We start from the raw sequence: 11,337 nt of genomic DNA, 5'->3' as shown, positions 1-11,337 counted from the left end.
TCAATCGTCCTTTTCACGGTTTTTTTTGCCAGGGTTAGGCTTGGCAGGAAATCGTTTGAGCGATGGCTGGTCGACTGTGAACTTAGGGTATCGAGCCTGCTGGAATAGCGGAAAACGGAAAATCGTATCCTTTAATCCTTTCGGGAAGAGCGGAGCATGCGGCGCCAAATATGGATAGCCGAATGAGCGCAGGCTGGTCAAATACAAGTAAAGTACAAGCAGCCCCCAAACCATACCAAAAAAACCGAACGTTGCTGCTAAGAAGATAAAGGCAAACCGGAGAATCCGAAATGAAACCCCCAAACTATAGTTAGGAATTATAAAAGATGAGATTGCGGTGATCGACACAATAATGATCACGAACGGGCTGACAAATCCTGCCCTGACCGCGGCATCGCCGATTACAAGCGCACCAACGATACTGATGGTATTCCCGATTGCTTTTGGAAGACGTAAACCTGCCTCGCGTAAAAACTCAAAGATGATTTCAATAAATAATGTTTCAATCAAGGCGGGAAACGGTACGGCTTCCCTGCCGGCGGCAATGCTTAATGCGAGAGCTGTTGGTATCATTTCCTGGTGAAAGGTAGTCAAGGCGATGTACAGGCTGGGCAGCAATAAAGATGCGAACAAAGCGCCAAATCTGACCATTCTGAGTAGGGTGGCGATATACATGGAATCATAATAATCGTCTGGTGCCTGCAGCAGCGAGAACATACTAATCGGTCCATACAACACAAAAGGAGTCCCATCAACGATAATGGCGATTTTTCCTTCCATAATGTTGGCCGCAATTTTATCCGGCCGCTCACTCGACCCAACTAAGGGGACAATCGCATAGGAATGGTCTTTGATAAACGATTGAATTTGGTTGCTTGACTGGACGGCATCGACCTCTATCCGGCTTAGTCGTTTTTTTACTTCACTGACAATTTCCTCGCTGGCAACCCCATCCAGATATAACATCACTACATCTGTTTGGGAGACTGTCCCAATTTTTCTTTTTTCAACCTTGAGATGGTGATTAAATATTCTTTTTCGGATGAGTGAAATATTAGTCTTGAAGTTTTCGTTAAATCCTTCTCTCGGTCCTTTGATGGTGGCCTCTGCCGCCGGTTCTTCCAGTGCCCGTTCTTTAATATCCTGTATATCGATGACAATAGCTTCTTTCTGATGGTTGATAAAAAGAACACAGCTGCCCCTTGTTAGAGCTTGCACAATGTTTTCAAAACGAGTCTCTTTTGAATGGTGAAATGGCAAGTGTTCCAGTTGGTCCTGACCTTGATTACTAGAAGTCTTTCTTAAATAATCAAGTATTTGCTTTATTTTTTTATCGTTGACTATGGTTTCTATGTAAGCAGCGCCAAATTGCTGATTAATCGATAATAAAATTAAATCATCATTGTTTGCTAAATAGGCAGTTGACAGAATCTCAAAGTTTTTTTTGGTTTTTGTGGAAATGGGGGTGTCCTGTGTCGTAAATTTGCTGACAAAATTACTGATGGCGTCTTTTTTTCGGTTCCTTTTTTTCCACATCATCTATCCAATCCTTTTGGCGTTAGTGTCCTCTATTCTGCTCGATTATCAAGAATTCATACGATACGCACCGATTTTCTTTTCCTATAATCAAATGTTAATGAAAAAGGATTCGAACAAATGAATACCTTACATCGTCACGCAGATGACTCAGCGCTTACGATAGCGTCTGAACAAACAAACCTGCATCCCTTGAATGCTAGGATTGAAGCAGCCAGGGCAGGAGAACACGGCAAAGGTTTTGCAGTAGTTGCCGATGAAGCAAGAAAGCTTACTGAGCAAACAGCTGCATCGACAAATGAAGTGCAGCAAATGAGGAATTAATGTTACGATCGATGAACAAACAAACGCTTTACAATCTCTTGCTGAATCAGCAGAAGAATGGAACCAATCCAGTGATGGACTATTTGAAATAGTAAAAGAATTTAAGGTGGAAGATAGTAAGGAAGGAAATACTTAATACATTTTTAAGGCAGCCGGTAATTTCGGCAGCCTTAGTTTTATGCTCTTTTTCAATATTGCTTATACCCACCCCAAAAAATGGAGAAGCGTTTTTGGTCTGTGTAATTCGCCTATCATAAAAATTGCTGTTTTCAACGGTATATTTACTTATGACGTCCTAGTGATTTCATAAATTATAAAAATTGCCGATAATAAGATAGAGTACCTATATGAAAATGTGGTGCTATAGTCTTAATATATTTTGTAATTAGTATAAGGGCAAACCTAATGAAAGTTAGGGACGCAAAGCTAGAGGGGCTAAGGATAATAAATCTAGGCCAGCCAGTTGCCGGTTACCTGGTAAACACATCCATGTAAACGGATGTGTTTTTGTGTTGCCTTTTTGAAAGGGGGGGCAAGAGGAATATGAAGCATGGAAAGCATCTGTTACGTTTATTATTGATTGGCATAGTGTTGTTATTATCAGCTTGTGGTCAAGCAGAGAGCAAACAGCAGGCTGCCGGGCAAAACGACGAGCCAGAAGCTCTTTTTAAGAACAGTGAATATGGCATTTTGGTGCCTGATTCAGCGGGCTGGGAGCTTGAGGAAGAATCTATGAAGGATAATCTCCATACTACTTTCAAGAATGGGGATATAAAGGCAATCATTACTTCTTTTGATACGAAAAAGACATTTGAACAATTAAAGACTGAGTTAAAAGCAAGCTCAGGTAAAGTGGAAATCATCAAAGATGAAAAAGATAAGCTATCCTTTGAATCATCTTTGAAAAGCAGCATTCGTACAGACATAATTTTTAAAAAGAAAGCAGACTATACGTACATTTTCACTTTCATGACACCAGTTTCTAAATATGAGCTGGCAGAACAAGAGATTACGCAATTTATCGACAACGTCAAGTTAAATAAATCATAAGGAGTTGGGTTATATGTTAAAGAAAGTATTTACATTGTTTTTAGGGCTTGGGTTTATTTTTGCAGGCCACGCAGCGGCTGAGGAGTCACTAGTAGTTAACCCGGATTCAGAGCTATACGAAACTACTAGACTGATGGAAGAGGCTGAGTATGAGTTAACAGAGGATACTAGTGATAAAGCGTTACTACAGGACCAATTTTCAGAAGAACGGATTCAAGAAGCATTACTTGCTGCAGAAAATGGTGATAGTGACCTTGTTGAAAAATTACTGGAAGATTATCAGAAACATATTGAGGAAGTAGAAAAGGCTCTAGCGGAAATTAAAGCCGAAGACGCGGACTCATCTGTGGCAAAAGAAATCGAAACCAAAGTGGCTGAAAATGAACAAAAGCGTGCTGCACAATTAACTGCATTATTGGAACGAGAAGACCTTCCTGAGCAAGCCAAATCAGGAATTCGCAAAGCGCTGGAAAACCGCAGTAAAGCAAAAGCAGCAGGTGAAGAAGAACAGGTTGATGAGGAGAAGGACGAAGATGAAAACGAGGAAGAGCTAGAAAAAACAGAGGAAGAGAAAGCAGCAGAAAAAGCTGAAAAGGTTCAGGAGAAAGCAGCAGAAAAAGCTGAAAAGGCTCAGGAGAAAGCAGTAGAAAAAGCTGAAAAGGCTCAGGAGAAAGCAGCAGAAAAAGCTGAAAAAGCCCAGGAGGAAGCAGCAGAAAAGGCTGAAAAAGCCCGGGAGAAAGCAGAGAGAAAAGCCGGAAATAATTCAAACGAAGATGAAGACCAAGACGAAGACGAAGACCAAGATGAAGACCAAGACGAAGACCAAGATGAAGACCAAGACGAACAATAAATGGCCATTCCCCCCCCCCCCCGCTAGGAGCGGGGGTTTTTTATAATCACTAAATTAAATGATATTATCTTTAACAGGATGCCTGATATGGTGTTTATGATTTCGATGGATAGCAATGGCGCATTCCAATATGTAACGGCTAATCAGTCTGCAAAAGACATTCTTCGCTATCAATCAATCGCAGCCAAAAAAGCCAAGTTTAATAAAGAGGCTTTTCCGGGTTAAAAATTTGTGAATAATCTTAAAGGCTACCGCAGAATAGAGGAAAACTGTTCATAAAAGAATGGGGACAAAAGTATAGTGGGCAAAGCAAAAATCGAACGATGATTCGAAATCCTTAGGATTCGAGTCGTTCGATTTTTCTTTGCTAATGCTTAATTTAACCTGAGGACACAGTGACAACTCTCTTTCTAGGTTAGGTGCCGGCAGCATACTTCGCTTTACATGGGCACGGCTTCACCCTCCTTGAAAATAAAGGAGCCAGTTTCTGCGGGCGCCTGCACTGATACGGCTGTTGGTTGAAAATAATACACAGACTTTCAGAGGAGGAAATTCACGGAGACTCCTGCGGGAGGAAAGGCCTCGGTGAGACCCTGCAGAGCGAAAGCTCGAGGAGGCTCACCAGCCGCCCGCGGAAAGCGTAGTGTATTTCCGCAGTTCAGTATTAGCATTTATCCAATACTATTAAGGAACTTACCTACTGTTCCATCGCCATATATATCCCATTGCGTCATCAATCGAATGCTTGAAGAAGGCCTTTTAAAACTTCATCTTCTGTAACTGTTAGGTTTTTGCAAGGGGATTTATGTTATCTCCCAATCACTTTTATGGGTTTCAGTTAGATAATCCCTTGCCTCTCTAAATAACGGATAATTACTTCGGCAGCCTCTTGGATAGAATAGTCTTCTGTATTAATGGTTAATTCTGGAGAGACTGGCGGTTCATAAGGGGAGTCAATGCCGGTGAAATCGTGAATCTCTCCTTTTCTGGCTTTTTGGTATAAGCCTTTTGGATCGCGTTGTTCACAAACTTCAAAAGGACAATCTATAAACACTTCAATAAATTCTCCCCGGTCAAATATTTTTCTGACCTGACTGCGGTCTGCCCGATAGGGGGAAATAAAAGCAGTCATGACGATTTGTCCGCTCTCGACAAACAGCTTCGCTACTTCTCCGACCCGGCGGATATTTTCGACCCTGTCTTTCGGGCTGAATCCTAATTCTTTATTAAGTCCGTGCCTGACATTATCTCCATCAAGGACAAAGCTTCGGACCCCTAAAGAGTACAGCTGGCAATCCAATTCATTGGCCAAAGTAGATTTTCCGGAGCCCGAATATCCAGTAAACCAAAGGGCGCAGCTTTTGTGGTTATTTAATTGCTGTCGTTCTGCTTTGCTAACGGTAGAAGGGTGCCAGACAATATTTTTTTGCATCATAATTATCTCCCCGTTTCTACAAATTTTTTTGACATGCCTTCAACCAATTTTTTGGCTACTTCCGGACGGCTGAATTGCTTTGGCGGCAGTTTGCCTTCCTTAAGCATTGCCCTTACCTTGGTTCCTGATAAGGAAATATGGTCCTCTTGATTATGCGGGCACGTCTTGGCTGTTCCCATTGCTTCGCATTTAAGGCAGTAAAAACTGTTTTCGAAGCACAATATTTCTATGCCGATTTCTTCGGCGGAAAAATGATTAAAGATTTTTTGAGCATCATAGGTACCATAATAATCACCGACGCCTGCATGGTCACGCCCGACAATGAAATGAGTGCAGCCATAATTTTTCCGGACTAATGCATGAAAGACTGCTTCTCGGGGACCTGCATACCGCATAGCAGCTGGAAATACCGATAGGCAAACACGCCGCTTAGGGTAATAGTTTTCTAACAATACTTGGTAGCATTCCATCCTTAAATCACTGGGAATATCACCAGCTTTAGTTTCCCCGACAAGTGGGTGAAGCAGCAGCCCATCGACGGTCTCCAATGCTGTTTTTTGAATATATTCATGGGCCCTGTGAACAGGATTGCGTGTTTGAAAGCCGACAACCGTGTTCCAGCCAAGTTCGGTGATTTTTTGCCTTGTTTGAATTGGCTCCAAAAAGAATTCCTGAAAGTCGTCCTTGGGTGGAAATTTCACTAAAGTGATTGGACCGCCCAAATAAATGCCGGCACGTTCCATCAGCTTTTTGACGCCAGGGTGGCTGCTGTCGGAAGTTTGATAAACTTGTTTTGCTTCTTCCTTTTTATCAGGAGTAAAAATGTCGGTGACTGTCATCACGCCATATACTGTTCCTTCATGAACCAAATGAACAGTTTCCCCGATACGGATGTTGCTGGCAGTTTTCGCTTCCACAGGCAGTGTTATGGGAATGCTCCAAGGAAGGCCGTTGCTAAGGCGCATTCCCTGCACAACTGCCTGGTAATTTTCCTGGTCCATGAATCCATTTAATGGACTATATGCACCCGTGGCAAGTAATTCAAGATCACTCAATGCAATCGAATCCAATGTGACTTCCACGTTTCCCTGCTCAGGTTTAAAATTGAGGTCCACTCTGTCTACAAGTGAACCGCCGTGAGGTTTATTCATTTTCTGTTACCTCCTGTTTATTTAGTACAATCTTTTTATCATAAATAACTCGAGATTTATTTGCCGGCTTCCATAAAGACAGCAAACCGACGATGGCAATAAATACGATAATCATAACCAAACCAGTGAAATCAAAGTCTATGAAAATTTTTACGAGATTATAGGAAATGACGAGTGAAAACAGAGGGGAGATGACCCATGTTTTTATCAATTTGGCCAGGATTGCCTTCTTCCATATCTCCGCACCTTTATCAGATACTCCCACACCTAATATGCTGCAAGTGGTTACTTGGGTATGGGGAACAGGAATGCCGAAAAGGGAGGAAATGATTACCAGTGCAGCGCCAATCCCGGAAACGGCACTGCCTTGCAGCAAGCTTAATTCGGTAATCTTTTTGCCATTCGTCTCAATAACTTTTCCTCCGAGAAAAAAAGCTCCGAGCGCAACAAATAGTCCGCCCGCTAAAGTTCCTTGGCCAATTGAAATAAGACCGGAGGCTACAAGAGGCCCTACAGAATTGGCCACATTGTTCATTCCTGCTGAAAATGCCTCCAAAAAACCAGTAAAGACCACTAAACATGCCAACAGTTTTGGCCATGGCCCTTTTAACAGGAAGGGAGATCTTGCTTCCACGAGTCTTACTAATTTATTGAGCCCGAAGGCTAATAAAAACGCAATGAAAGGAATGAACAGCCAATAAAGGACGATGACAAATAGCGTATCGACAAACAATACCTTAAAAGCAATTCCGACGCCTACAATTGCACCGACGGTGACCTCGCTTGTCGATAAAGGGATACCGCTGAGATTAGCGATAAACAGGGAAACAGCGGCGGAACTCAATATAATTGAGGCGATCGGAATAGAAATAATATGTTCGGGAACAATTTCGGATCCTAACGTTTTAACAACTTCGCCGCCACCTAAGACTGCTCCTGCGAAGACTCCAGCTGCGCAAATGAAAAGGGCCAGCTTACGGGTTTTGACAGCCCCGGATCCGTAGGCTATTCCCATGGAAGCAGCCGCCCCGCTTGCTCCAATATTTATAGCAAAAAAGAAAGAAATAATACATGCGAGTATTGTAATCATAAACGTAAACAGCCCCTACTTAAGCCTTGTGCAGCCCACACTCTTTTTTATCGAAATTTGCCCATCTGCCTGATCGCGAGCCTGTTTCAGCCTTGACGGGAAGCGTGCATTTTTCGCAGCCAATACTTGGATAATTTTTGTCATGCAGCTCATTGTAAGGTAGGTTGTTTAGTTTGATATAACTCCAGACATCTTCCCATTTCCAGTGAATCAACGGGCAGATTTTCACACGCTTGAAGCGCTCATCTTTGTTAACATATTCAGTTTTTTTTCTGCTGGGGGACTGCTCCCGCCTTAAACCGGAAATCCAGGCTTCGACATTGTCCAGCTCTTGCTGAAGCGGCTCAATCTTTCTCATTTGGCAGCACAAGTCAGGGTTGTATTCCCATAGCTTGCTGCCAAACTGATCAGTCTGCTGCTCAAGCGTAAGGGATGGCTTTACCATCTTGACTTGCAGCTTTGGATACTTTTGTTTCACCTTTTCAATAAGCGAATATGTTTCTTTGAAGTGTAGATCTGTATCTAAAAAGACGACCTTTGCGTTCGGTTGTACTTTTGTAATCAGGTCAATCAATACCATTCCCTCAGCACCAAAACTGCAAGCGTACAAGATATTCTCCCCGTATTCTTTAAATGCCCACTTGATTACATCCATAAAATCCGTCAGTTTCTCGTTGAGTTCCTGTTGGCGTTGATTGTCCCAATTTTTATAAGTCAGTTTATTTTCCATGATTCCTCCCCTGCCTACGATTCTTTTTTAATAAGACGGTCAGTTTGAACCTTCCCCTGAATAGTAAAGTGAATAGGTGTTTGCCTTAAAGCCAATGTATTCATTTCTTTAACAGATTGTTAAAGAACAACTGCTATTTCCTGCTAAGGGCAGATTGATAAAAGCAGTAACGGAAATCCACTGGGCGAATATAATTTGGGTAGGTTGTATGGGAGGGGAGCAGGGGAATCTCGGACTATAGATTAGGAGAGAAACGATGAAGGTTACTATTTACCAAGGCAGTAGACCTCCGGCGACTATTGCTGATATCACGATAGTCATTGATGTGATCCGGGCATTCACGGTCGCCCATCATGTTTTTCTGCAAGGTGCTGATGGAATCTATCTTGCAGAGTCTGTTGAGCAGGCTTTTCAGCTAAAAAAAGAAAATCCTGAATATCTTTTGGCAGGAGAAGTGAACGGTCTTGCCATTAATGGGTTTGATTTGGATAATTCCCCTTATCGCATCAAAGAAAAAAATCTAGCCGGAAGAACTCTTGTCCAAAGGACGACAAATGGAGTACGAGCGACATTGAATTGCTTAGCATCAAAGACAGTGTTCGTCACTGGCTTTTCAAATGCAAGGACAACAGCAGAGTGTGTCAAAAAACTTAGCCGAAGGAACAAGCAAATGACGGTCAATGTGATTGCCTCGCATCCAAGCGGTGACGATGATTTGGCTTGTGCTGAGTATATTAAAAGTATTTTGATGGGTTCCCTCATACCTGAGGAACCGGTGAGGGACAGAATAAGGAGCTCTCAAGCAGCTGAAAAGTTTTTCACAGACAACCAATCGTGTTTCAAGCGGGAGGATATATTGGTTTGTTTACAAGCAGTGGAAAGTGACTTTGTTATGCGGGTGGATAAAAGTAAAGAATTCCCAATGATTGAGAGGGTTGCCAGATGATCAATACGGAATTGGTTTTACCGGTAAGAGAAGAGAAGCCAAGAGAGAATGGATGGACCATTTTAATTGATAATGGAGCACCAATCCAACATTTTAAAGATACTATTCACAGTTCAAGCGAGTATATCGACTTAGTGAAATTCGGCTGGGGAACATCTCTCGTATCGAAATACCTGAAGCAAAAGATAGATTGCCTGCGGAAGGAAGGAATTGAATTCTTTTTTGGCGGTACATTATTTGAAAAGTTTTTAAGCCAGGGAAAGGTGGATGAATTTTACCACTTATGCAAGCAGTTTGATTGCAGCTATGTCGAGATTTCCAATGGTACGATTGATATTCCTAATCGCAAAAAGGCTGAATTCATTGCCGATTTTGCGGATGAATTTGCTGTAGTTGGCGAAGTGGGGGCTAAAGACTCCTTAAATTCTGAACAGCAGAGTTCTGCTGAATGGCTGGAAAATATCCATGAAGATTTAGAAGCCGGTGCTACCAAAGTGATTACCGAAGCAAGGGAAAGTGGAACAAGCGGAATATGCCAGGCAGACGGTGCTATTCGAATAGATATTTTCAACCAAATCATCGCCTCAGGCATTCCGATGGAACGGCTTGTATTTGAAGCTCCTAATAAGCAAATGCAAACATTTTTTATTCAAAATGTAGGTTCGGACGTCAATCTTGCCAATATCGCTTTATCCGATGCGATAGCACTAGAGACGCTGCGTTTAGGGCTTCGTTCCGACACGTTCAATTTGTAATTGTTTTAAGTCTTTTATTTTTAACTTTTAATAAAGGAGAATGAATATGAGAAAAACAAATAAAGTATTTCATCTGGCTATCCCTTGCAAGGAATTGGATGAAACAGTGGACTTTTACCAAAAGTTAGGCTGCAAGCTTGCCAGAAGGTATGATGACAGGGTAACTTTTGATTTTTTTGGCGATCAGGTTGTGTGCCACTTAAGTCCTGATAGTGTGGATGAAAATCCGAAGATGTATCCGCGTCATTATGGTATTACGTTTTTAGACAAAGGAGAATACGATCAGGCACTAGCTTTAGCCCTCGAAGAAAGTTTACCGTTTTTCAAAGAACCAATGGTACGCTTTAAAGGAAGACAAGAAGAGCATATGACATTCTTTCTCATTGATCCTGCCAATAATTTGCTGGAATTTAAATATTACCATGATGCTGCAATGGCTTATTAAGCTGAAGCATCATAAATCAATAAAAACAGCTTGTCTCAGCACATCAGACACACAGTGTTTGGTGTGTTGCTTTTTGCCTTTAAAAACGTTTAAAAAATAAATATCGTCCTATCAAAAAATGTTATGATGAAAATAGTAAGAATGCAGCCGGGTGGCTGGTATTTTGCTAGAGAAATTAGGGAGAAAGGCAAACATGTTTATCGTCAATGTAGAAGGTGCTGTGCTGCCGGAAGGAAAATGGTTAGTCAGCAGGCGAAGCGAACAAGAGGAACACGCTAGCGGAATGCTTTCTCTTGTGGGCGGTAAAATCGATATTTCCTAACTATTTATTATGTTATTTATCAAAAAAGTTTGTATTGCACACACGAATAAGAAACAGCGAATGTAGTGATTCAGCAGAAAAAAATAGTAAAGAGAGGTTATTTTATTGGACAATTTTCATTGTACTGCAGAAACCGAAAGGCTAGTAATCAGGCCATTAATAGAATCAGATTTCCAAAATTGGTTTGCTCAATTCTCCGCCCGAATGCCATCACAGCATCGGTATGATCGAGGGAAAATCGATATGAGCGATTGTTCGCCAGAGTGGTTTTCCGGTTTAGTGGAAAAGCATCAGGCATTAGCACAGGAGGATAAAGCCTATATATTTGGAGTCTTTCACAAACACAACGGAACGCATCTCGGGATGATTGATTTTTCTACTTATGAACGATCTGTTTTTCAATGGGGAAGGCTTGGTTACACAATTCACAATCAATTTTGGCGGAATGGTTATGGGAAGGAAGCAGTGAAGGCAGCACTTGAACTTGCCTTTAGCGACCTGGGCTACCATAGAATTGAAGCGCATATCAATGTCGACAATACACCTTCTTACCAGCTGGCAGCAAGTGTCGGAATGGAATACGAGTGTACAAGAAAAGGGTTTATTTTTGAATTTGGTGAATGGACAGACAATCTAGTATATTATATCAATGCAGAACAGGCCAAAGGTAAGCTTTAATAATGATCGGCTGTGAGCCGATAGC

Annotated in this window: 13 protein-coding genes, 1 pseudogene and 1 riboswitch; of the genes and pseudogenes, 9 read left to right on the top strand and 5 right to left on the bottom strand. The window is 41.8% G+C overall.

What is annotated here, in order from left to right; all coding sequences use genetic code 11:
- Complete coding sequence (locus BLR93_RS05145; RefSeq protein ID WP_093211839.1) at positions 1 to 1,539, bottom strand: spore germination protein; 1,539 nt, start codon at positions 1,537 to 1,539, stop codon at positions 1 to 3.
- Positions 1,540 to 1,656: 117 nt separating this feature from the next.
- Between BLR93_RS05145 and BLR93_RS05140 the strand changes: the two genes are divergently transcribed.
- The 4 genes from BLR93_RS05140 to BLR93_RS17935 all read left to right on the top strand — a co-directional run bounded on the left by BLR93_RS05140 (position 1,657) and on the right by BLR93_RS17935 (position 3,985).
- The gene (locus tag BLR93_RS05140; protein ID WP_093211837.1) at positions 1,657 to 1,860 is read left to right on the top strand and encodes a methyl-accepting chemotaxis protein; all 204 of its coding nucleotides are present in this window, start codon (positions 1,657 to 1,659) and stop codon (positions 1,858 to 1,860) included.
- 385 nt (positions 1,861 to 2,245) lie between these two features.
- Positions 2,246 to 2,331, top strand: a riboswitch (cyclic di-GMP riboswitch).
- 72 nt (positions 2,332 to 2,403) lie between these two features.
- Entirely contained in the window at positions 2,404 to 2,910 is a 507-nt protein-coding gene (locus BLR93_RS18225) for a hypothetical protein (protein WP_093211835.1), read from the top strand.
- Between the two features lie 13 nt (positions 2,911 to 2,923).
- A complete protein-coding gene (locus tag BLR93_RS05130) occupies positions 2,924 to 3,760 on the top strand; it encodes a DUF5667 domain-containing protein (protein ID WP_093211833.1) in 837 nt (278 codons plus the stop codon).
- Positions 3,761 to 3,847: 87 nt separating this feature from the next.
- Entirely contained in the window at positions 3,848 to 3,985 is a 138-nt protein-coding gene (locus BLR93_RS17935; RefSeq protein ID WP_175559248.1) for a hypothetical protein, read from the top strand.
- Positions 3,986 to 4,598: 613 nt separating this feature from the next.
- Here the strand turns inward: BLR93_RS17935 and cysC are convergent.
- The 4 genes from cysC to BLR93_RS05110 are packed head-to-tail and all read right to left on the bottom strand — an operon-like array spanning position 4,599 to position 8,166.
- Positions 4,599 to 5,198, bottom strand: a complete 600-nt coding sequence (cysC, locus tag BLR93_RS05125) for an adenylyl-sulfate kinase (RefSeq protein ID WP_425440925.1) — start codon at positions 5,196 to 5,198, stop codon at positions 4,599 to 4,601.
- Positions 5,198 to 6,346: a sulfate adenylyltransferase gene (sat, locus tag BLR93_RS05120; RefSeq protein WP_093211829.1), complete on the bottom strand. Its 1,149-nt coding sequence runs from the start codon at positions 6,344 to 6,346 to the stop codon at positions 5,198 to 5,200. The genes cysC and sat overlap by 1 nt, the downstream gene beginning before the upstream one ends.
- Complete coding sequence (locus BLR93_RS05115; protein ID WP_093211827.1) at positions 6,339 to 7,436, bottom strand: sulfate permease; 1,098 nt, start codon at positions 7,434 to 7,436, stop codon at positions 6,339 to 6,341. Before BLR93_RS05115 ends, sat begins: the two co-directional genes overlap by 8 nt.
- Positions 7,437 to 7,455: 19 nt before the next feature.
- Positions 7,456 to 8,166, bottom strand: coding sequence for a phosphoadenylyl-sulfate reductase (locus BLR93_RS05110; protein ID WP_093211825.1), 711 nt, complete (start codon positions 8,164 to 8,166; stop codon positions 7,456 to 7,458).
- 256 nt (positions 8,167 to 8,422) lie between these two features.
- Between BLR93_RS05110 and BLR93_RS05105 the strand changes: the two genes are divergently transcribed.
- The 5 genes and pseudogenes from BLR93_RS05105 to BLR93_RS05085 all read left to right on the top strand — a co-directional run bounded on the left by BLR93_RS05105 (position 8,423) and on the right by BLR93_RS05085 (position 11,312).
- Complete coding sequence (locus BLR93_RS05105; protein WP_093211822.1) at positions 8,423 to 9,112, top strand: 2-phosphosulfolactate phosphatase; 690 nt, start codon at positions 8,423 to 8,425, stop codon at positions 9,110 to 9,112.
- Entirely contained in the window at positions 9,109 to 9,867 is a 759-nt protein-coding gene (locus BLR93_RS05100; RefSeq protein ID WP_093211819.1) for a phosphosulfolactate synthase, read from the top strand. Before BLR93_RS05105 ends, BLR93_RS05100 begins: the two co-directional genes overlap by 4 nt.
- A 46-nt stretch (positions 9,868 to 9,913) precedes the next feature.
- Positions 9,914 to 10,312 carry a VOC family protein gene (locus BLR93_RS05095; protein ID WP_093211817.1) on the top strand — a complete coding sequence of 133 codons (399 nt, stop codon included), beginning with the start codon at positions 9,914 to 9,916 and terminating at the stop codon, positions 10,310 to 10,312.
- Positions 10,313 to 10,505: 193 nt separating this feature from the next.
- Positions 10,506 to 10,628, top strand: a pseudogene (locus BLR93_RS05090) (DNA mismatch repair protein MutT); the annotation flags it as partial.
- Between the two features lie 111 nt (positions 10,629 to 10,739).
- Positions 10,740 to 11,312 (top strand): GNAT family N-acetyltransferase, encoded by a 573-nt coding sequence (locus BLR93_RS05085; RefSeq protein WP_093211815.1) that lies wholly within the window; start codon positions 10,740 to 10,742, stop codon positions 11,310 to 11,312.
- The last annotated feature ends 25 nt before the right edge of the window (positions 11,313 to 11,337 follow it).

This window comes from Sediminibacillus albus (assembly GCF_900101125.1).
GTDB classification, from domain to species: Bacteria; Bacillota; Bacilli; order Bacillales; family Amphibacillaceae; genus Sediminibacillus; species Sediminibacillus albus.
This window is presented reverse-complemented; position numbering and strand designations above follow the sequence as displayed.

Excerpts from the sequence above, each read along its gene's own strand:
- BLR93_RS05110 (WP_093211825.1), bottom strand. The coding sequence starts at position 8,166 with ATGGAAAATAAACTGACTTATAAAAATTGGGACAATCAACGCCAACAG.
- BLR93_RS05130 (WP_093211833.1), top strand. The coding sequence starts at position 2,924 with ATGTTAAAGAAAGTATTTACATTGTTTTTAGGGCTTGGGTTTATTTTT.
- BLR93_RS05105 (WP_093211822.1), top strand. The coding sequence starts at position 8,423 with ATGAAGGTTACTATTTACCAAGGCAGTAGACCTCCGGCGACTATTGCT.
- BLR93_RS05100 (WP_093211819.1), top strand. The coding sequence starts at position 9,109 with ATGATCAATACGGAATTGGTTTTACCGGTAAGAGAAGAGAAGCCAAGA.
- BLR93_RS05115 (WP_093211827.1), bottom strand. The coding sequence starts at position 7,436 with ATGATTACAATACTCGCATGTATTATTTCTTTCTTTTTTGCTATAAAT.
- BLR93_RS18225 (WP_093211835.1), top strand. The coding sequence starts at position 2,404 with ATGAAGCATGGAAAGCATCTGTTACGTTTATTATTGATTGGCATAGTG.
- BLR93_RS05140 (WP_093211837.1), top strand. The coding sequence starts at position 1,657 with ATGAATACCTTACATCGTCACGCAGATGACTCAGCGCTTACGATAGCG.
- BLR93_RS05145 (WP_093211839.1), bottom strand. The coding sequence starts at position 1,539 with ATGATGTGGAAAAAAAGGAACCGAAAAAAAGACGCCATCAGTAATTTT.
- BLR93_RS05095 (WP_093211817.1), top strand. The coding sequence starts at position 9,914 with ATGAGAAAAACAAATAAAGTATTTCATCTGGCTATCCCTTGCAAGGAA.
- sat (WP_093211829.1), bottom strand. The coding sequence starts at position 6,346 with ATGAATAAACCTCACGGCGGTTCACTTGTAGACAGAGTGGACCTCAAT.
- BLR93_RS17935 (WP_175559248.1), top strand. The coding sequence starts at position 3,848 with ATGGTGTTTATGATTTCGATGGATAGCAATGGCGCATTCCAATATGTA.